Below are 19,860 nucleotides of genomic sequence, written 5' to 3' on the forward strand. Positions count from 1 at the left end.
GCTGCTGATCTACTTTCAGATGTGGCCAGACAATGAAACTCATCACCCAATCAGGCTCCGTCCGCTGGGCGCTCGCGAGCCTTTCGCTGTCGATGTTGATGCCCTCACTCGACACCAGCATCGCCAACGCGGGTTTGCCGACGTTGGCCCAGGCGTTCGATGCTTCCTTTCAGCAAGTGCAGTGGATCGTTCTGGCGTATCTGCTGGCGATCACCACGCTGATTGTCAGCGTCGGACGACTCGGTGACCTCGTCGGCCGTCGACGTTTGCTGCTGGCGGGTATCGGCATTTTCACCCTGTCATCGCTGGCGTGTGGTGTCGCGCCGTCGCTTGGGTGGCTGGTCGGTGCCCGGGCAGTGCAAGGGCTCGGGGCGGCGATCATGTTGGCGCTGACCGTTGCGTTTGTCGGGGAGACGGTGCCGAAAGCGCAGACCGGCAGCGCCATGGGGCTGCTTGGCACGATGTCGGCGGTCGGCACCACGCTGGGGCCGTCACTGGGTGGGTTACTGATTTCCGTTTTCGGTTGGCAGGCGATTTTTCTGCTCAACGTGCCGCTGGGTATTCTGAATATCTGGCTCGCTTATCGCTATCTGCCGGCGGATGCACCGCAGACGAAAGCGCTGCGGGTAGGATTCGACAAGACTGGCACGTTGCTGCTGGCGTTGACGCTCGCGGCGTATGCGCTCGCCATGACGATCGGGCAGGGTGATTTTGGGCCGGTCAACATCGCGCTGCTGCTGACGGCTGTTGTCGGTGCCGGGATTTTCATATTCGTTGAGGCCAGGGTTGCCTCGCCATTGATTAAATTGGCGCTGTTCCGCGAGCCAGGATTGAGCGCCAGCCTGGCCATGAGCACGCTCGTTTCGACGGTGATGATGGCGACGTTGGTGGTCGGGCCGTTTTATCTTTCGGGGGCGCTTGGGCTCGGCACGGCACTTGTCGGTTTCGCCTTGTCGGTGGGGCCGTTGGTGGCGGCGCTGACCGGCATGCCGGCCGGTCGCCTGGTGGACCGTTTTGGCACTCGGCGCATGACCCTTCTCGGGCTTGTGGCAATGGCGCTCGGAACGGGGGCTTTATCGATAATTCCGGTGGGTTTCGGCATCCTTGGTTACCTCACGCCCATCGCGGTAATCACTGGCAGCTACGCGTTATTTCAAGCGGCCAACAACACCGCGATCATGACCGACGTCCGACCGGATCAGCGCGGCGTAATTTCCGGCCTGCTCAGCCTGTCGCGCAATCTCGGACTGATCACCGGCGCCTCGGTCATGGGCGCGGTGTTTGCCTTTGCCTCGGCGACGGCAGACATCACCACTGCATCTCCCGCCGCCATCGCCAACGGTATGCAAGTAACGTTTGCCGTCGCCATGCTGTTGATCGTCCTGGCCCTTGCTGTCGCGTTGACGCTGCGAGTTTCACACTGCTGCACTGCATGCAGTAATGAACTGCAGTGAAGCTGTATTGTTCGCATGAAATCGAATGCCGATACTTCCCCCGCATGGCGCAGATGGGCTGCGCTGAAGTGAAGGAGTCAGGCAATGGTTTCTGTCGTTCGTATCGCACACACCGGCGCATCTGAGGTGATGACCATCGAGCAAGTGACGGCGCGTGAGCCGGGGCCGGGTGAAGTCTGGCTGGAGCAGGAGGCGATTGGCGTCAACTTCCTCGATGTGAGTCAGCGCAAGGGCGCCGTACCGCTGCCATTGCCCTCGGGGCTGGGCCTTGAAGGGGCGGGCCGGGTTGCCGCCATCGGCGCGGGGGTGAACAACGTCAAGGTGGGTGATCGGGTGGCGTACGCAACGGGGCCTGTTGGCGCTTACGCCAGTGCGCGATTGTTTCCGGCCGAGCGGCTGGTGCCGATTCCGGACGCATTGACGGCTGAAGAGGCGGCCGCGGTGTTGTTCAAAGGCATTACCGCGCAATACCTGCTGAAGACGACGTATCCGGTCGGCCCCGGCACCATTCTGGTTCTGTATGGCGTGGCGGGCGGCCTCGGGCAGATCATGGCGACGTGGGCCAAACACCTGGGGGCTTTTGTCATCGGCATTGTGTCCCGGGCCGAAAGCGTCGAGACAGCCAAGGCGCTGGGTTGCGATGCGGTACTGGTATTCAATGCCCAGACACTCGCCGCGGATGTGGCGCAGATCACCCACGGCAAGAAAGCCGATGTGGTCTACGATCCCATCGGGCGGGTGTCGTTCGAAGCGTCGCTCGACTGCTTGCGACCGCGTGGGTTGATGGTGTCTTTCGGGGCATCCTCCGGAGCGCCGACGGCGGTCGAAGTGGCCACGCTCAATGCCAAGGGCTCGCTGTTCCTGACCCGTCCTTCACTCGCCGCGCACACCACGGATATCGCCGAATACCGGCAACGGGCCGATGATGTACTGGCCGCGGTCGAGGCGGGCATAATCAAGCCCGGCATCTGGGGCCGCTATGCATTGGCCGATGTGGCCAAGGCCCATGCCGATCTGGAAGGTGGCCAATCTCGCGGAACGATCGTCCTCAAACCCTGATCATCTGTTACCTGAAAAAAAGAGTGTTTTGTGAACCCACTGGACAGCCGCCACATCGATGAAATAGCAGCACTTCTTGCGGTCGCCTCGGCGCATTCGTTCGTGGCCGCCGGACGGTTGCTGCAACGCCATCCGACGGTGATTTCAAAGCGCCTGGCGGCCATGGAAAAGCGCCTGGGCGTGCGGCTGATGGAGCGTACGACGCGTCAAGTGCGGTTGACTGATGCCGGCAACCGTCTCGTCGAACGTCTGCGCTCCGCCACGGGGTTGATCATCGAGGCTGAACAGGAAGCGTCGCTGGGCGCGGCGCAAGTTCGTGGCGTCCTGCGCCTGGCTTTTCCTGCGGCGATGGGGCGCCTATGGCTGGCGTCAATGCTGCCGGAATTTCTGGCGGCTCATCCGCTGGTCTCCGTCGAGGTGGATTACAGCGATCGCGTCGTCGACATTATTGGTGAAGGATTCGATGCGGCGATTCGTATCGGTGAACTGAACGACAACCGCCTCGTCGCGAAGAAGCTCAGCGATCATCGCCGCATTCTCTGCGCTTCACCGAGTTACATAGAACAGCATGGTTTACCGGCCAGTCCGAAAGAACTCAGTGATCATAATTGCCTTGGCTTCACCGGTCTGGCGGCATTCCCTGAATGGCGCTTGTCGATGGGCGATCGGCAGGAGAAGGTCATCACCAAGGGCACCTTGACCTCTAACGACGGCGAGGCGTTGCTCGCCGCGGCCAAGGCTGGCGTCGGTATTTTGGGCGCCGGCGAGTGGCTGATGAGCCGGGAAATCGCCAACGGCCAGATGGTTCGCGTTCTGCCGGAGTGGGACCTGGATGCCCAAGGCGGGATTTATCTGGTGCGAGCATCCGCCGCGTTCACACCGGCAACGCTCATGGCGTTCAAGGAATGGCTTGAGGCAAGATTTGCGCAAGGGCCGCCTTGGCTGATGCCAGTCAATTAAGTGTTGGCTGCCCCCAAAAGATCGCAGCCTTCGGCAGCTCCTACAGGTGTACGCAAATAACTGTAGGAGCTGCCGAAGGCTGCGATCTTGGCGATCTAATACGCGCCAAATGTCTGTGTCTTCGATTCGCCAATATAAAAAACGCCATTCCCAGAATGGCGTTTTTTATGTGCGTGACAAAGGTCACATCAAGGTATTTTGCGGCATCCCCAGCAGGCCGGTCAGGGTGTTGATAATCGCTTGTTGCCGGGCACGGTCTGTCTGGTGCACGGCTTCTGCGGCGGCGACATCGGCGTTGCAGTGAGGGCAGGTCACTTCGTGCGCATGGATGTACTGCAAACAACCCCGACACAGCGCCAGTTGCGGTGGAATACGTCCTTCGTCCGGCGATTTCTGGCCCTGGTTTGCCCAGGCCAGTTTGATCACCTGGCCGCTGTCGCTGACGCTGCTGACCGTCTCGCCGGTGTCGATGCGTTCGGTGATCAGGTCAAAACGTCCGACGGCGAAGGAGGTCTTCGCCGCGTCCTCGAGTTTTACGATGCGCTCGCGCAGCCCGCGTTTTTGCAGGTCCAGCGCGCGGTAATGGCAGTAGGGGTTGTTGCCGGGTTTGCCGAGCAGGGAGTGCGAGGTCCAGGTGCAGCCGCCACGGCAGACGTCGTTGTAGTAACAGCTGCGGCAATAGCCCCACAGATCTTCGACGCCGCGCAATCGGCCAAAGTGCATGCCTTCGCTGTAGTGCCAGATATCGTGCAGGCTCATGTTGCGAACGTTGCCACCGGAAAACCCCACGGTTGCCAATGACGGGCAACCCTTGACGGTGCCGTCGGCTTCCAGCGCCAGCACCGTCTGGCCGGCGGCGCAGCCACTCCAGTGCACGCGCTCGTCGCCGAAACCACGCCACATGTGTTCATAAGGACCGTAGTAACCAATGTTGTTGCCCACGTTCATCAGCAGGCCGCGGTCGACCCCTTCGCGATACAGACGCGCCAGCAACGGCATCACTTCCAGCAGTTGATAAGGCTGCAACAACAGCTCCGGGTGATCGACGGCATTGCCCATCGCAACCGTCAGCTGGATCTGCCAGTGAGTGGCGCCGAGGCCGATAATCAGGTCCATCAATTCGGGCAAGTCGGGCAACGTGGCTGCGCCGATTTGGGTGTTGACGCTCACCGCAAGCCCGGACTGTTTGGCCCGCCGCAGGGTATCAACCGCTTTGTCGAAGGAGCCCGGAACATTGCGTACCGCGTCATGCAGCGGCGCCAATCCATCCAGTGAAACCCCCACGCCATTGAGCCCGGCATCTACCGCTGCCTGCATTTTCGCGGGCGTCAGGTTGCGTCCACCGGTTTGTATGGCGCAATACATGCCGTGATCGTGGATGGCCTGGATCAGTTGCGTCCAGTCCTTGCGCAAATAGGCTTCACCACCGATCAGGGTGATCTCGCGGGTGCCGAGGGCGGCCAGGGAATCGATGACGTCCAGGCATTCCCGGGTGTTCAATTCATCGGGGCGTCTGTGGCCGGCGCGTGAGCCGCAATGCAGGCATTTGAGATCGCAGGCCAGGGTGATTTCCCAGACCACATGCACCGGCACGTAGCGTTTGAGGTCGGTTTCACTGAGGTAGCGGGCAGGGCGAGTGTCTGACATGGGAAATCCTTGCGCACCAACGTGTGCGCGGCACGAATCCATCGAAGTGTTCGCGCCTTCCTTGGGTCAGTGGCGCGACCGGATTTACCTGTTGAAGTTGAAAAGAACCCGGGCTCGGCTAATGCCAGTCAGTTAAGGACTGAACATCGCAGCCCTGTGGGAGCGAGCCTGCTCGCGATGGCGTTGGGTCAGCCAACGTTGGCGCTGAATGTACCGCCGTCATCGCGAGCAGGCTCGCTCCCACAGGTTGGGGCCAAGCCCGGTAGTGCGGGTTAGCGAGCCTCCAGCCGGGCGATTTCAACGTTCAACTGGTCCAGTGCGTTGCGCAGCGCACCGCTGTGGGCCAGTTGCTGTTCACCCTGGCTGACCACGGCCTTCAGTTGCGCCAGGTCACCGCTGGCTTGCGCTTGCTGTACCGCGACGGCGTAGAGCGGCACCGCATGGTGCGGATGCTCTGGGCGCACAATAACGGGAGCCTGGCTGACCGCTGCGTGTTTCACGTAATGCCATTGGCCCTGATTCTCGTACTTGTAGTCGGCATAACCGCTCGCCCAATCGCCGCCTAAAATGCCCTTCAAACCGAAGGTCTGGGCGATCTGGCTGAGAGGGCCGCTCGGGCTGCCGGCCAGAGTGAGGATGATGTGGTTCTCCGCCGTCGGCACCAGTTTGGCCTCGGAGTACTCACCCCATACACGGGCACGGAAGTTGAGGGGTGGGTAGGTGCTTTGGAAAATACTCGCAATCCCGCTGACTTTTTTCTTTGCGGTATCCACTAGCAAATCGAGGGTTAAAACCGGTGCGCCCAGCAGGTGACTGCTGATGTTGAGGCGGGTATGAAAAAGTCCGATTGACATGGTGCTACTCCCTTATTTGTGTTCATGTTTCGTGGTCGAGTCAGCGGCGTTCCTGCCGGCTGATTTCTTCCTTGGCCGTTTCAAGCGCCGTCTGCAGTTGGGGTTGCTGATCCAGTTGCTGCTGGGCCAGGCGCGACAGGTTCTTCATCTGGGCCAGGTCACCACTGGCCATTGCACTTTGAATCGGTGCGGCGTACAGCGGCATGATGGGCGGATACGATGATTCCGGCGGAATCACCGGGCCGGGTTCCAACGGCAGCGGGGAAACGTGGGACGGCACCGCCTCAATGAGGTGGGCGGGAGCATTGTTGACCTCGACCCACTGCTGACCATTCAAGTACGAGTAGTTGGCGACCCCTTCTTTCCAGTCGGTGCCCACCACCAGTCGCAACTTGAAATTCACGATGGAATTGGAGCCCGAGCCGCCGTGATTGCCTTGGGCGGTGATCAGGATTTTGCTGACGCCGGGTGACATGACCGTCAGGTAGGTGTATTCGCCCCAGACATCGGAATGCACATCCAGCGGCGGGTTGGTCGCCTGAGTGATTGCAGCGGTGCCGATTACAGTCTCATCAGGGGTAAAGACCAGGAGATTGAGTGCCAGACTTTGTGCACCCGGCATCGAAGTACCAATTCGGTAGCCTAGCGGGAACAAACCGACAAGTTGCTGATTAGAACCAGACATGGTTATTGCCTCCATTGCAATAAGGGGAGCGGAAATAGCTGTTAGTGCTTTTCCAGGCGTGCGACTTCCTTGGCCAACTGCTCGTAAGCGGTATTTAGCTCTTTGTTTTCTGGTGTGGATGCATCGCGTTGTTTCAATAGCGTCTTCATTTGCGGCAGGTCGCCTGCCTTGATCGCGCTTTGGATGGCCACCCCATAGGGGGGCATGCTATGGCGAGTTGAACTGCTCATAACGATTCCTTCCGTGGTGTTTTGCGGGCACTGCTGTCATCAGCAGTTTTTGCAGTTAAGCAGGCGCGGATAAATATGCAATGGGCAATGGAAGAGTAATTTTTAATATTATTTTATTAATCGCGATGGGTTAGGCGGCAGTAGGTTCAATATTAAGAATGGTAATGAAGAAAGACCTGTTCAGTGACTTCTTCATAAGCGTTATTCCTTATCGCCATAAATTGTATTTGTTCAATCAAGCCAAGTAACGCCGGAACCAGGCGTGTTCGGTCCCAGGCCTTTGGCTGACAGTAATAAGAGGGCCCCGTGGCGAGGGGGCTTGTCGGAATGCCCATCACCCCGTTCGGCTGCGAAGCAGTCGCAAATCCGGTGCATGCGGTGTGCCAGGCAGAACGAGGTAGCAGGGTTTGGGACTGCTTCGCAGTCCAACGGGGGCAAGCCCCCTCGCCACAGGGTTTTGTTTGGACCGGGGACATGGTGGACCCTCTAGCCATAGAACTCCCTTTGCCACAGGTTCTGCATCTGGCGCGTCCTTTTTCCTGGCTATGACAATCAGCTCCCAGCCTGTTTGTTCAACGCTTCTTCAACCGCTGCAATTTCTGCCTGACGCTTGATGATCATGTCGCCTACGGGTGGGCCCTGGAAGCGCCGGGCTTCAAAGGCGAACCAGACAATCGCCGTCAGAATCAGAAAACCGAGCGTGATGTACAGCGCCCAATCGTTCGGTGGCTGGATGCCGATGACAAAGATCAGCACCATCGAAAGGATGGAGAGGATGGCGAACAATGAGTAAAACCCGCGCCCCATGTTCCACGGCCCCATGGTCGGCCACTTCGCAGTCCCGTAGGTAAACAGGCCCAGCACGATGGGAATGATGAAAGAGAAGAACAGGAAGATCACCGTGCAGGAGACCACGATCGTGTAAACCGGCGTTTCGCCGATCGAGACCAGGGACGATCCCCATACGAACAACACCGCGAGCGTGGCACCGGTCCAGATCGCTGGCACGGGGCTGCGATGGGTCGGAGAGACCGAGGCCAATGCTTTGGAGAAGGGCAGGCCGCCGTCACGGGAAAACGCGAAGATCATGCGCGAAACCGAGGTCACGGTCGCCAGCCCGCAGAGAACCTGCGAGATGAAAATGGCCAGGTAAAGCGCCATCTTGATCGCCGGGTTCACCTGAGTGTCCATCGCCCAGAAGAACACATTCCAACCCTGCTTCGCCGCTTCGTCCATGCTTGGCAGCATCAGTACAAACGAGCAGAGCATCACCCAGCCGAACAGCAGCGACCAGGCCACCGAGCTGACCATCCCGACCGGTACCGACACGGATGCCTGATGGGTTTCTTCGGAGGTATGCGCCGAGGCGTCATAGCCGGTGATGGTGTAGATCGGCAAGAGCAGGCCGAGCATGAAAATCCAGCTGTTCGACACCTGTGGCCAGACGTTGCCGCCAGCCTCGCCGGAATAGTTGCTGAAGGTCACCAGTCGGGCGAACTCATAGCTGGGTGCGGCGATCAGGCAGACGATGGTCAGCGCGAGCGCCGTGGCGAAGATCAGGTAGCCCGAGAAGTCGGTGAGTTTTGCGGTCAGGCCGATGCCGAAGTGGTTACACAAGGCCTGGAGGCCGGTCAGGATCGCCAGGAAAGTAATCCGTGTGGTGATGGTGTCTTCCATTCCCAAGGCCGGTCCGAAGGCACCGAAAAAGAAGTAGTAGGTACCGACGTTGATCGCGCCGAGCACCGTGATCAACCCCAACAGGTTGAACCAGGCCGTCAGCCAGCCGGTGAAGCGGTTGCCGAGAATCGAGCCCCAGTGATAAAGGCCGCCAGCGGTGGGGAAGGCCGAGGAAATCTGTGCCATGGCCATGGCGAAAACCCCGGAGATCAGGCAGCCCAGTGGCCAGCCGATACCGATGGCTGCACCGCCTGCACCCGAGGTGCCCTGTGCCAGCGAGTTGATGCCACCCGAGAGGATGCAAATGATCGAAAAGGAAATGGCAAAGTTGGAGAAAACGCCCATGCGTCGCGAAAGCTGCTGGGCATAGCCCATGCTGTGCAACACCTTGATGTCGTCGTCTTGTGGCGCGGTGGCGCCAGGTTGGCTTACTGGACTCATAACGTGTGCTCTTGTTCAGGTTTTGATCCACATCCATCCGCGTAGTGCGCTGCCGAATGGGTTTGTCTTCAACCCCCTGTCGTACTGCTCCTGCCTCTAACGGTTGAAATCCATCCAGGTTGCGTGCTCACACGTTGACCATGGACAGACGATTGCTCTAGAGACGGCCGTGGAACGCCGCGTCGAAAATTTCTGCCGCGCCAGTTCGTGTCAACGGCAACGGGTTGCCGCCGGCGCAGGGGTCGACAATCGCCATGTCCGCGATCAGATCGGCCTGCTTGTCATCCACCCCCAGTTCAAACAGCGTATGCGGCACGCCGATGTCTTTGCGCAGCTTGAGGACGAAGGCCAGAAAGCTGTCGAATCCCGGGGAGGGCAGACGCAAATAAGCCGCCAGGCGGGTGATGCGTTCCTCGATGGCCGGGCGGTTGAACTTCAGTACATAGGGCATGAACGTGGCATTGGTCATGCCGTGGTGGGTGTCGTACAGGGCGCCCACTGGATGGGCGAGTGCGTGCATGCCACCCAACCCTTTCTGGAAAGCGGTAGCGCCCATCGCCGCAGCTGCCAACATTTGCGCGCGCGCGTCGAGGTCGGAGGGGGTGTGTACGGCGCGTACCAGCGCATTGGCCACCAGGCGCATGCCTTCCACCGCAATACCTTCGGCCATCGGATGAAAGCCGGGAGCGCAGTACGATTCCAGGCAATGGGCAAACGCATCCATGCCGGTGCCAGCGGTGACTTTTGCCGGCATGCCGACGGTGAGGGCCGGGTCGCTGATGACCACCCGCGGCATCATTTTCGGGTGAAAGATGATGCGTTTGGTGTGCGTACGCTCGTCGATGATCACCGCCGCACGGCCCACCTCGGAACCGGTGCCGGCGGTAGTTGGCACGGCAATGACCGGGGCGATGCTGCTTTCGTCGGCACGTGTCCAGTAGTCGCCGATGTCCTCGAAATCCCAAACCGGTCGGGTCTGGCCACTCATGAAAGCAATGAGCTTGCCCATGTCCAGCCCGCTACCACCGCCGAAGGCGACTACGCCATCGTGTTTGCCGGCGCGCCAGGCGTCGAGTCCTCCTGCCAGATTGGCTTCAATCGGATTCGGCTTGAGGTCGCAAAACAGCGCTACACCAAGGCCGGCAGCGCGCAAGGATTCCACCGCCGCGGTGGTGATCGGGGCACGCGCCAGGCCGCTGTCGGTGACCAGCAACGGTCGCTGGATCCCTTGGCTGCGGCAGACCTCGGCCAATTCGGCGATGCGGCCAACGCCGAAGCGGATGCTCGTGGGGTAGTTCCAGTTCGCGGTCAGGCTCATGGCTCAGATCTCGTGGCGCAGATGGAAGGATTTCGCGCGGGTCAGGTGTTCATAGCCAAGACGCGACAGCGTGACGCCGCGCCCGCTGTTTTTCACCCCGGTCCAGGCCAGGGCCGGGTCCAGATAATCGCAGCGGTTCATGAATACAGTGCCGGTGGCGATCTCGTCGCCGATGCGTTCGGCGGCGGCCAGATCCTGGGTCCAGATAGAAGCGCTGAGCCCGAACTCGCTGTCGTTCATCAAGGCGATGGCTTCGTCGTCGCTGGCCACCGGCATGATGCCGACCACCGGGCCAAAACTTTCCTCGCGCATCACCGACATTTGATGGGTGACGTCCACCAGTACCTGCGGCGCGAGGTAGGCGCTGCCCGGCACGTCGGCGGGAAAGTCCTGTGGAACGATCAATGCCCTGGCCCCTTGTGCCAGCGCATCGGCGATCTGCCCGCGAACGAATTCAGCGGCGCTCGGTGTGATCAGGGGGCCGAGGGTGGTGGCTTCGTCCAGCGGATTGCCGAGTACGTATTGGCGGGTCAAGGCGACGAAGCGCTCGACAAAGGCCGGGTAAATTTTTTCATCGACATAGATACGTTCGACGGCGCAGCAACTCTGTCCGGAGTTGAAGAAACTGCCGTCCACCAGGTTTTCCACCGCATGCTCAAGGTTGGCGTCTGCCCGGACGTAGGCGGGGTCTTTGCCGCCAAGCTCCAGGCCCACGCTGAGGAAGCATCCAGTGGCGGCGCTTTCCATGACTTTGCCGGCGTCAACCGAGCCGGTGAAGTTCACCTGCTGCACGCGTCCTGAAGCGATGACCGCGGCAGTCTGCTGATGATTGAGCAGCACGTTGTGGAACAGGCCTTCGGGTAGATGGGCGCGGCGAAAGGCCTCGGCGAAACGCTCGCCCACCAGCAACGTTTGCGAAGCGTGTTTGAGGATCACGCTGTTGCCCGCCATCAGCGCCGGGATGATCGTATTGACTGCCGTCAGATAGGGGTAATTCCACGGTGCGACGACCAGCACCGTACCCAACGGTTCACGTTTGATACAGCGCCGAAAACCGGCGACAGGCGCAGGTTCAATCGCTGCCAACGCTTCAGGCGCGATGGCGATCATGTGCCGCGCACGTTCTTCGAAACCGCGCAGCTCGCCGGCGCCGAAGCGTATCGGGCGGCCCATCTGCCAGGCCAGTTCCGGCACGATCTCGGCCTTCATCACCAGCATCGCGTCCACGGCGGCGCTGCAAAACGCGGCGCGTTCGCTCAGTGGTCGGCGCTGCCATTGCGCCTGGGCGGCTGCGGCCGCCGTCAGAGCCTGCTCGAGCTGCGCCGCATCGGCACGGCGGCGTTCGGCGTAGACCCGGCCATCGACCGGGGAGATGAGTTGAACGATCTCAGTCATGGTGTGTGCTCAATAGCGCTCGAAGCCGCGCTGTAGTTCCCAGTCGGTGATGCGCCGGTCGTACTCTTTCTGTTCCCACTCGGCGGTGTGCACGTAGTGGTCGATCACTTCATCACCGAACGCCTCGCGCAACATGCTCGAGGCCTTGAGCGCGGCGCAGGCCTCGCGCAGGGTTTTCGACACTTCAGGCAAGTGCTCGTCGACGTAGGCATCGCCCTCGAAGGGCGGCGTGAGGCTGAGTTTCTCGTCGATACCAGCCAGCCCCGCGGCGATCAAGGCGGCGAAGGCCAGATAAGGATTGAGGTCGGCGCCACCGATGCGGCATTCGATGCGGATGGCCTTGCTGCCTTCCGCGCACAAGCGAAAGCCTGCGGTGCGATTGTCCCGACTCCATACGGCCCGCGTCGGCGCGAAGGTGCCGGCCTGAAAGCGCTTGTACGAATTGATATAGGGCGCGAGAAAACAGGTGATGTCGTTGGCGTATTTGAGCTGCCCGGCCACCCAGGAGCGCATTAGTTTCGACATGCCGAACTCGGCCTTGGGATCAAAGAACAGCGGCTTCTTGGCATTCTTGTCCCACAGCGAGTTGTGCACATGGCTGCTGGAACCGGCGGCGTCATAGCGCCACTTGGCCATGAACGTGATCGCCTTGCCCTGCAGTTGCGCGATCTCTTTGCAGGCGTGTTTGATGATCACATGGTGATCGGCCATGGTCAGGGCATCGGCATAACGGATGTTGATTTCTTCCTGCCCCGGCCCCCATTCACCCTTGGAGTTTTCCACGGGAATGCCGCAGGCCTGCAGATGCTTGCGAATCGCCCGCAGTACCGGCTCCTCGCGGGTGGTCTGCAGGATGTTGTAATCCTCGATGTAATGGCCGGCTGTCTTCGGCTTGTGGTAGTTGCGCTCGTGGATCGCCTCATAGCTCTCGTCGAACAGATAGAACTCCAGCTCCGAGGCGAACATGCCGGTATAGCCGCGTTCGCGCAGGCGCTCGATCTGCTTTTTCAGGATCGCCCGCGGGCTGTGCGGCAGGTCGCGCCGGTGGTGATGATCGAGCACGTCACAGAGCACCAGCGCCGTGCATTCCAGCCAGGGCACGCGACGCAAGGTGGCCATGTCGGGTTTCAGGACAAAGTCGCCATAGCCTTTGCTCCAGCTGGCCGCGGCGTAACCCGGCACCGGTTCCATGTCGATGTCGTCAGCGAGCAAGTAATTGCAGCAGTGGGTTTCTTCATGGCCGCTGTCGATGAAAAACTCGACCTGGAATCGCTTGCCGACCAGTCGTCCTTGCATGTCGACCATGCAGACCAACACGGTATCGATTTCGCCAGAGGCAGCGGCGCGCTTGAGTGCATCAAAGCTGAGGAGGGGCTCGGTCATCACGTCAATCCTGCGTGAAAGGTTTGGGCCTGTCTGAAATAGCTGTTGCAGACGCTCTCCAGAAAAAACCAAACCCTGCAGAATCGAGCATCGTGAGCAATGAGCTGCTGAAAGCTTAGCCTACTGTTGCTATGCGCAAGTTTCGGCCTGATGTGAACGGCGGTTCGGGCGTGAGCCATGGCCCGGGTTGCGATGCCGGGCCATGGTTAACAGCGCTCGCATGGGTTAATTCCCGCCCACCACCATATGACTGAACGGCGCCACATAGGCCTGCAACGTCACCAGCCCGCCGACCAGAATCGCCAGCACTACGGAGTGGAAAAACACGTAGCGCAGGATTTCCCCTTCATGGCCGTACCAGCGGGTGGCGGTGGACGCGACCACGATCGACTGGGCGTCGACCATCTTGCCCATGACCCCCCCGGAACTGTTGGCCGCCGCCATCAAGACCGGGCTCAGGCCCAGTTGCTCGGCGGTCACCCGTTGCAAGCCGCCGAACAGCACGTTGGAGGCCGTGTCCGAACCGGTCAGGGCAACACCGAGCCAGCCAAGCAGCGTGCCGAACATGGGGTAGAAAATGCCCGTTGCGGCGAAGGCCAGACCCATGGTGGCGTCGAGGCCCGAGTAGCGGGTCAGGAAGCCCAGGGCAAGCATGGCCACAATGGTGATCAGCGAGTAACGCACCACCCACAGCGTTCGCAGGTAATGGTGCAGCAGCTGCGGGATGGAATAGCCCATCAGCAGCCCGCCAAGGATCGCCGCCAGCAAGATGCCGCTGCCGGTGCTGGTGAACCAGTTGAACTTGTAGATTGCGTCCTCGGTTTTAGCCACGGGCACCACGGGCGGGACCTTCTCGATCTGTTGGTGAATGGTGGTGAAGGTCAAGGTCGGGGCAAAGATCGGGTTCGCCTCGCGCATTGGCTTACCCTGAGGATCGAGCTTGGCGGAGCTGGTTTGCGGGTCTATCGCCGGGCGGGTATCGAACAGGTTTTTGAAGCTTTGGGTGCCCCAGGCAAAAACGAAGACCGTGAGGATGATCCACGGCAACCATGCCCGCATCACGGCAGGTTTTGCATCGCTGGCAAAGGTCGCGCTGGGGTTCTCGTCCGGGTCAGGCTCTACTCTGGAGTCGTCGGCCCGGCCTGACAACGCGGCGGAGGTATGCACAGTGGCCGGCTTCCAGACCTTCAGGAAACCGGTCAGGCAGGCCATGGAAATCAGCGCGGCGATCACGTCGACCAGCATCGGCCCGTGGTAGTTGGACACAAGAAATTGCGGTATGGCGAAGCTGACCCCGGCGACCAGGATCGCCGGCCAGATTTCCAGCATCTTGCGCCAGCCGGCGAAGGCCCAGATCAACCAGAACGGCACGATCACCGAGAAAAATGGCAGTTGCCGGCCGACCATCATCGACAGCTCCATTTCATCCAGCCCGGTCACTTTGGCCAAGGTGATGATGGGCGTGCCCAGGGCGCCGAATGCCACGGGCGCGGTATTGGCGATCAATGCCAGGCCAGACGCGGCCAGGGGCGAAAAGCCCAGCCCGATCAGAATGGCCCCGGTCACCGCCACGGGGGTGCCGAAACCGGCGGCTCCTTCGAAGAAAGCGCCGAAGCAGAAGGCAATCAGCAGCAGTTGCAGACGTCGATCGTCAGTGATGCGCGCCAGGGAGTCTTGCAGCACTTTGAACGAACCGTTCTCGGTGGTCAGCCGGTGCAGGAAGATGATGTTGAGCACGATCCAGCCAATCGGCAGCAGACCGTTGGCGGCGCCGTAAAGCGCGGCCGAGCCCGCCATGTTCGCCGGCATGCCGAAGGCAAAAATCGCAATCAACAAGGCCGAGCCCAGGGCCAACAACGCCGCCAGATGCGCCTTGATGTGGAAAAACGCCAAGGAGGCCAGCATCACCACCACCGGCACCGCCGCCATGATGGTTGATAGCATCGGGTTATCGAAAGGGTCGTAGATTTGCTGCCAGACCATGTTCCACCTCTGCTTTTTATTGTTGGTAGCGCAGCCCCCCGTGGGGGAAGGTGGTTTGGAGTATAGGTGGCATTACGCTGCTGTCCTGGCGGGGCCAGCCGTTCAGGTTTCGAGGCCGACCCCAAGGCGTGCGCTCCTTTCGACCATCGCCATGATCGTTGCGAAAAGTTCCTCCTGTGCCTGCACTGGCGTGATTTCTCCAGTCGCGGCGGCATGGGACAGCGCCTCGGCTGCACCGAGCATCGCCCGAAGACTCGCTGGCGCGATTTCACCCGTTCCGGCGAAAGGGAGGAGGGCGTTGCGGCACTTGTCCATGAAGATCGCTTCGTACTCGCGCTTGATCTTTTCCAGCTCGGGCGAGCTGGTCAGCGCCGCGATCACGCCGGGTATCTCGCGGCCCTGGAGAAGAACGCAATCAACATATGAAGACGCGATGACCATTGCCTTGCTCGCCAGCGTCGGTTCACTGGTTTGAAGCGCAGCGTCCATGAGCGCGGTCTGACGCGCGTCGAACTCCTGATATAGCGCCGCCAGCAACCCGGGACGGGTGGTGAAATGATCGTAAACCACCGGTTTGGTCACCCCCGCCTGTTCGGCGAGCCGGCCCAGGGTCAACGCTTCCGTGCCTTCCTCTCGAACCAGCTGCCAGGCGACATCCAGCAACTGGCGCTGGCGCTCTTCCCGTGACATCCGGCGACGTGGTTGCGGGCTGGAATCCTGCTCAGGTGTTTCGGTGCTTGACATGCTTATGTACCAAAAGTAGCTTACTGATCGTAACTTACCAAGAGTATATAAGGCTCGTCTCTAGCCCTCAATCACTCATTCCGTAGCAGGAGTTTTCGACATGCACGCACTCATTGTTGTCGCTCACCATGATCTACAGTCGCTCACCCATAGCCTCGCCAGGCAGATCGGCGAAGGTGTCTGCGCAGCTGATTCCGATAACTCTTTCGAGATCGCGGACCTTTGGGCGCAAGGATTCGATCCGAGGTTCGGCGCGGCCGATCTCGCCGTCCATCATCGGGAAGCACCGCCCCCCGCCGATGTGGCCGCCGAGCAGGCGAGAATCGATGGCGCCGATGCGCTGGTGCTGGTGTATCCGGTTTATTGGTGGTCGATGCCGGCGCTGCTCAAAGGCTGGATCGATCGGGTGTTCGCCAATGGCTGGGCATTCGATTTCAGTGCGGATGCCAAGTTGGAGAAGAAGCTTCGCCATCTGCAGGTTCATCTTGTGGGCGTTGGTGGCGCCGACGCGGGAACCTATGCGCGCCATGGTTATGCCGATGCCATGAAAACGCAGATCGACCATGGGATCTTCGATTATTGCGGTGCCAGCGTGGTGACGTCCGAACTGCTGCTCGACTCGGAAATCCAGGAGCCGACGGTTCACCTGGAGGCTGCGCGGGTGATCGGTCGTGATCTTTTCGGTGCATCCAGATGCAGCGACGCGGCCCAGGATGTTCATCTTTGCCAACCGGCCAGCGCCAATGCTTTTTGACAGACAAAAAAAGAGCCTCAAAGCTCTTTGATGGGGAGGAAGTAGAGCCAGAGGCTCAAGATGCGCATGAAACAAGTGGTGAGCTTATTGGGGTTCAGTTCACTCACCACCTACGCAACGGCTTTAAACCTCCAACCGCTACGTATCAACATCGTAAGAAGCCGGGGGCTGGCACTCAAGTACCATTAGTCTAATCCCCCCGGCCAACCGGCCTGACGCAGCGCTTTGAGCAAGGTGTTGGCATCCAGGCCCGGCACCGTATGGCCGTTGCCTTCGGTGGTGTTCGCAGCCAGCAGGGCATTGATGATGGCTTCTTCTACGGCTTCGGTGGCGGCCAGGAACAGCTCACTGATGTGGTCGTTGTTGACCATCCTCAGGTGGTCGCAGGTGGGGGCGCCTTTGCCTTCATAAGCGGCTGGCGGCACGTGCTGATTGCCGGTGGCGAAGGCCACGAAAATGTCGCCGCTGTGGTCTTCATTGCCGCCACCGGTGCGGGCCAGGCCGAGGCTGGCACGTTGCGCGAGGCGCGTGCATTGGTGTTGCAAAAGAGGCGCGTCGGTGGCCAGGCAGACGACGATGGAGCCCATGCCCGGATGGGGCAGGGAGGCTTTGAGGAAGGGCGAGTCGACCTGCTCCATGTAACGCCCCACCGGGTAACCGTCGACGCGTAATTCGTGACGAATGCCGTGGTTGGCCTGGACGATTGCGCCGACGGTCCAGCCTCCTTGAGCGCTGTTCAGCCGGCGCGATGCGGTGCCGATCCCTCCCTTGAATTCATGACAGATCATCCCGCTGCCACCGCCCACCGCGCCTTCGATGACCGGGCCGCCGACGGCTGTGCGCAGAGCTTCGGCCACATGTTCTGGACGTACATGAAAACCGTTGATGTCGTTGAGCAAGCCGTCGAACGTTTCCAGCACCACGGGCATGTTCCAGTAAAGGCGCCCATCGTCGGGTTGCTCCTGACGATCCAAAACGATCAGCGCATCGCGCACGATGCCCAGGCTATGGGTGTTGGTGAAGGCAATCGGGCTGGTCAGCAGGCCGGCCTCGCGAATCCACTCAAGCCCCGTGGCGTCGCCATTACCGTTGAGCACATGGACGCCGGCGAAGCATGGCTGTTGATTGGCGGAACCGGCGCGTGGCTCGATCAGCGTGACACCGGTATGGATGTCGCGGCCGCTGGCAGTTCGTCCTCGCACATTGCTGTGGCCGACCCGTACGTCGGGCACATCGGTGATGGCGTTGAGGGGGCCGGGTTGCAGTTGGCCGAACGGAATGCTCAGGTCGCGGGCACGTGGTTTCATCGTTTCTCTCATCTTCAATTCGTGGCAGAAAAAGGGGGCTTACTGACAAATGCCAGTCAGGTGCGGAACCTGTGGGAGCGAGCCTGCTCGCGATAGCGGTTTATCATTCAACACGGATATCGACTGACCCACCGTCATCGCGAGCAGGCTCGCTCCCACATGGGATTGCACTTGGCTGAGAGGCATCGGGGATCACTGACCGTTCTTCACGGTGCTCCAGACGCGAGTGCGTACGCGTTCGTTCGCCTTGGGCAGAGGTTCAAGGGTAAACAGCTTGGCCAAGGCCTCGGTCGGCGGGTAAATGGCAGGGTTGTTGCGAGTCGCCTCGGCCACCAGGCGGGTCGCGCTGCGGTTGCCGTTGGGGTAGGACAGATGGTCGGAGACCGGAGCGATGACTTCGGGGCGCATCAAGTAGTCGATGAACGCCAGGCCTTGCTGCGGATGCGGCGCGTCCTTGAGCAGCACCAAGGTGTCGAACCACACCGGCGCCCCTTCCTTCGGCAGGCTGTAGGCGATCTTCACACCATTGCCTGCTTGTTCGGCGTTGGTCTTGGCTTCCAGCATCGCGCCGGACCAACCCACCGCCACGCAGATGTTGCCGTTGGCCAGGTCGCTGATGAATTTTGAAGAATTGAAGTAGGCAATGTGCGGGCGCAGCTTGAGCAGTAGCGCCTGGACTTTCTTGTAGTCCTCGGGGTTGGTGCTGTTGGGCGGCAGGCCCAGGTAATGCAGCGCGACCGGCAGCATCTCCGAAGGCGAGTCGAGCATCGCCACGCCGCACTCGCCGAGCTTGGCCAGGTTCGCTTCGTTGAACACCAGCTCCCAGGAGTCCACCGGCGCCTTGTCACCCAAGGCAGCGCGGACCTTGTCGACGTTGTAGCCGATGCCGTTGGTGCCCCACAGATACGGCACGGCGTACTGGTTACCCGGATCGTTGTTGGCCAGTTTCGCCAGCAGCGCGGTATCCATGTTTTTGTAGTCAGGCATTTGCGCGCGAGGCAGTGGTGCAAGCGCCCCGGCCTTGATCAGCGTCGGCAGGCTGAAGTTGCTGGCCACCACCACGTCGTAACCGCTGCGGCTGGTCAGCAGTTTGCCTTCCAGGACTTCAGGTGCTTGCAGCGTATCGGCAGGCGGGGGACTTACCCATTCCCATCATGGGTTACTCGAAAGGGGTAGGGCGTGGACGCGTTGCTCAAAGAATTGCCGGTACACCAAGGGTTGGCGCGGATCTTTGCGGCGTTGGGTCAGGACGGGTTCTGGCGTGCGCTGGTGGACACGCTACGGCTATTGGTGCCGCTGGATAACGCGTTAGTCGCGGTAATGCGATCGGGGCGGGTGCCACGGCTGCTGATTGATTTCGACGCCAAGGGCGGCGCCGACGAGCATGAAGAATTGGCGGACTACAGCGCCGGCATGTACCTGCTCGATCCGTTCTACCAGGCCGCTTGTGCCGGTATTGCCGATGGCTTGCACAGCCTGGCCGCCGTGGCTCCCGACCAGTTTCAGCAGAGCGAGTATTACCTGAGCTACTTCCGATCGGTGGTGGGTAGTGACGAGTTGCAGTTCATGGTCAACGTCGACGGCGCGGTGCTCGGTTTATCGTTGGGGCGCTCGACGACGTTCACCCTTGAAGAGCAAGGCCGTCTGCTGTGTGTGCGCGATTGGGTGCTGGGGGCCATGCGCCGTCACCTGCAACTGATGCCCCCGGAAGGGCCGACCGCCGAGGCCGTGGCTGGCGACTTGGCGACCCTGCTGGATCGCTTCGATGCGCGTTTGTCGGTGCGCGAAGTCGAAACGGCGCGGCTGATTCTCCAGGGCTTCTCCAGCAAAGCCATCGCCCAGCAACTGGGTATTTCCCCGGAAACGGTGAAGGTGCATCGGCGCAATCTCTATCACAAGCTCAATGTCAGTGGGCATGGCGAGCTGTTTGCGCTGGTGTTGCAGCCGCGTTGAACGTCAAAAGATCGCA

The 19,860-nt window shown here is 60.6% G+C and carries 16 protein-coding genes and 1 pseudogene; 5 read left to right on the forward strand and 12 right to left on the reverse strand.

The genetic code is table 11. From position 1 onward, the window contains the following. Positions 1-32 precede the first annotated feature (32 nt). From ACZ89R_RS30050 to ACZ89R_RS30060, 3 genes are all read left to right on the forward strand, one after another. Positions 33-1,454 (forward strand): MFS transporter, encoded by a 1,422-nt coding sequence (locus ACZ89R_RS30050; RefSeq protein ID WP_429547194.1) that lies wholly within the window; start codon positions 33-35, stop codon positions 1,452-1,454. Between the two features lie 84 nt (positions 1,455-1,538). Then, positions 1,539-2,513: a quinone oxidoreductase family protein gene (locus ACZ89R_RS30055; protein ID WP_429547193.1), complete on the forward strand. Its 975-nt coding sequence runs from the start codon at positions 1,539-1,541 to the stop codon at positions 2,511-2,513. 30 nt (positions 2,514-2,543) lie between these two features. Beyond that, positions 2,544-3,473: a LysR family transcriptional regulator gene (locus tag ACZ89R_RS30060; RefSeq protein ID WP_429547192.1), complete on the forward strand. Its 930-nt coding sequence runs from the start codon at positions 2,544-2,546 to the stop codon at positions 3,471-3,473. 183 nt (positions 3,474-3,656) lie between these two features. Here ACZ89R_RS30060 and ACZ89R_RS30065 read toward each other — a convergent pair whose 3' ends face one another. The 10 genes from ACZ89R_RS30065 to ACZ89R_RS30110 form a co-directional block, all read right to left on the reverse strand. Next, positions 3,657-5,120 (reverse strand): GDL motif peptide-associated radical SAM/SPASM maturase, encoded by a 1,464-nt coding sequence (locus ACZ89R_RS30065; RefSeq protein WP_218394590.1) that lies wholly within the window; start codon positions 5,118-5,120, stop codon positions 3,657-3,659. Positions 5,121-5,392: 272 nt separating this feature from the next. Continuing rightward, entirely contained in the window at positions 5,393-5,974 is a 582-nt protein-coding gene (locus tag ACZ89R_RS30070; RefSeq protein ID WP_192342749.1) for a DUF1842 domain-containing protein, read from the reverse strand. A gap of 40 nt (positions 5,975-6,014) precedes the next feature. Next, on the reverse strand, positions 6,015-6,659 hold the full coding sequence (locus ACZ89R_RS30075) for a DUF1842 domain-containing protein (protein ID WP_429542980.1): 645 nt from the start codon (positions 6,657-6,659) through the stop codon (positions 6,015-6,017). Positions 6,660-6,700: 41 nt separating this feature from the next. Further along, positions 6,701-6,889: a DUF1843 domain-containing protein gene (locus tag ACZ89R_RS30080; protein ID WP_218394592.1), complete on the reverse strand. Its 189-nt coding sequence runs from the start codon at positions 6,887-6,889 to the stop codon at positions 6,701-6,703. Positions 6,890-7,441: 552 nt separating this feature from the next. Beyond that, a complete protein-coding gene (locus tag ACZ89R_RS30085; protein ID WP_123494106.1) occupies positions 7,442-9,007 on the reverse strand; it encodes an amino acid permease in 1,566 nt (521 codons plus the stop codon). Between the two features lie 157 nt (positions 9,008-9,164). After that, entirely contained in the window at positions 9,165-10,325 is a 1,161-nt protein-coding gene (locus tag ACZ89R_RS30090; protein WP_008012200.1) for an iron-containing alcohol dehydrogenase, read from the reverse strand. A gap of 3 nt (positions 10,326-10,328) precedes the next feature. Beyond that, positions 10,329-11,720, reverse strand: coding sequence for an aldehyde dehydrogenase family protein (locus ACZ89R_RS30095; protein WP_429547191.1), 1,392 nt, complete (start codon positions 11,718-11,720; stop codon positions 10,329-10,331). Between the two features lie 9 nt (positions 11,721-11,729). Further along, on the reverse strand, positions 11,730-13,103 hold the full coding sequence (locus ACZ89R_RS30100) for a glutamine synthetase family protein (protein WP_429547190.1): 1,374 nt from the start codon (positions 13,101-13,103) through the stop codon (positions 11,730-11,732). A gap of 225 nt (positions 13,104-13,328) precedes the next feature. Further along, positions 13,329-15,086, reverse strand: coding sequence for an L-lactate permease (locus tag ACZ89R_RS30105; RefSeq protein WP_429547189.1), 1,758 nt, complete (start codon positions 15,084-15,086; stop codon positions 13,329-13,331). A 102-nt stretch (positions 15,087-15,188) separates the two neighbouring features. Beyond that, positions 15,189-15,830, reverse strand: coding sequence for a TetR/AcrR family transcriptional regulator (locus ACZ89R_RS30110; protein WP_429547188.1), 642 nt, complete (start codon positions 15,828-15,830; stop codon positions 15,189-15,191). A gap of 100 nt (positions 15,831-15,930) precedes the next feature. Between ACZ89R_RS30110 and ACZ89R_RS30115 the strand changes: the two genes are divergently transcribed. After that, a complete protein-coding gene (locus ACZ89R_RS30115) occupies positions 15,931-16,584 on the forward strand; it encodes an NAD(P)H-dependent oxidoreductase (protein WP_429547187.1) in 654 nt (217 codons plus the stop codon). 185 nt (positions 16,585-16,769) lie between these two features. On the opposite strand, the gene ACZ89R_RS30120 is transcribed toward ACZ89R_RS30115, so the two are convergent. After that, the gene (locus ACZ89R_RS30120; protein WP_429547186.1) at positions 16,770-17,891 is read right to left on the reverse strand and encodes a DmpA family aminopeptidase; all 1,122 of its coding nucleotides are present in this window, start codon (positions 17,889-17,891) and stop codon (positions 16,770-16,772) included. Between the two features lie 192 nt (positions 17,892-18,083). Then, positions 18,084-19,007: pseudogene (locus ACZ89R_RS30125) on the reverse strand (extracellular solute-binding protein); the annotation flags it as partial. 63 nt (positions 19,008-19,070) lie between these two features. On the opposite strand from ACZ89R_RS30125, the gene ACZ89R_RS30130 reads away from it, so the two are divergent. Continuing rightward, positions 19,071-19,844, forward strand: coding sequence for a helix-turn-helix transcriptional regulator (locus ACZ89R_RS30130; protein WP_429547185.1), 774 nt, complete (start codon positions 19,071-19,073; stop codon positions 19,842-19,844). Positions 19,845-19,860: the final 16 nt, after the last annotated feature.

Source organism: Pseudomonas sp. TE3728 (genome assembly GCF_056279145.1).

Bases quoted from the DNA above. Each gene is read 5' to 3' on its own strand.
- ACZ89R_RS30065 (WP_218394590.1), bottom strand. From the start codon at position 5,120: ATGTCAGACACTCGCCCTGCCCGCTACCTCAGTGAAACCGACCTCAAA.
- ACZ89R_RS30075 (WP_429542980.1), bottom strand. From the start codon at position 6,659: ATGTCTGGTTCTAATCAGCAACTTGTCGGTTTGTTCCCGCTAGGCTAC.
- ACZ89R_RS30105 (WP_429547189.1), bottom strand. From the start codon at position 15,086: ATGGTCTGGCAGCAAATCTACGACCCTTTCGATAACCCGATGCTATCA.
- ACZ89R_RS30070 (WP_192342749.1), bottom strand. From the start codon at position 5,974: ATGTCAATCGGACTTTTTCATACCCGCCTCAACATCAGCAGTCACCTG.
- ACZ89R_RS30055 (WP_429547193.1), top strand. From the start codon at position 1,539: ATGGTTTCTGTCGTTCGTATCGCACACACCGGCGCATCTGAGGTGATG.
- ACZ89R_RS30115 (WP_429547187.1), top strand. From the start codon at position 15,931: ATGCACGCACTCATTGTTGTCGCTCACCATGATCTACAGTCGCTCACC.
- ACZ89R_RS30110 (WP_429547188.1), bottom strand. From the start codon at position 15,830: ATGTCAAGCACCGAAACACCTGAGCAGGATTCCAGCCCGCAACCACGT.
- ACZ89R_RS30050 (WP_429547194.1), top strand. From the start codon at position 33: ATGAAACTCATCACCCAATCAGGCTCCGTCCGCTGGGCGCTCGCGAGC.
- ACZ89R_RS30085 (WP_123494106.1), bottom strand. From the start codon at position 9,007: ATGAGTCCAGTAAGCCAACCTGGCGCCACCGCGCCACAAGACGACGAC.
- ACZ89R_RS30100 (WP_429547190.1), bottom strand. From the start codon at position 13,103: ATGACCGAGCCCCTCCTCAGCTTTGATGCACTCAAGCGCGCCGCTGCC.
- ACZ89R_RS30090 (WP_008012200.1), bottom strand. From the start codon at position 10,325: ATGAGCCTGACCGCGAACTGGAACTACCCCACGAGCATCCGCTTCGGC.
- ACZ89R_RS30095 (WP_429547191.1), bottom strand. From the start codon at position 11,720: ATGACTGAGATCGTTCAACTCATCTCCCCGGTCGATGGCCGGGTCTAC.
- ACZ89R_RS30080 (WP_218394592.1), bottom strand. From the start codon at position 6,889: ATGAGCAGTTCAACTCGCCATAGCATGCCCCCCTATGGGGTGGCCATC.
- ACZ89R_RS30120 (WP_429547186.1), bottom strand. From the start codon at position 17,891: ATGAAACCACGTGCCCGCGACCTGAGCATTCCGTTCGGCCAACTGCAA.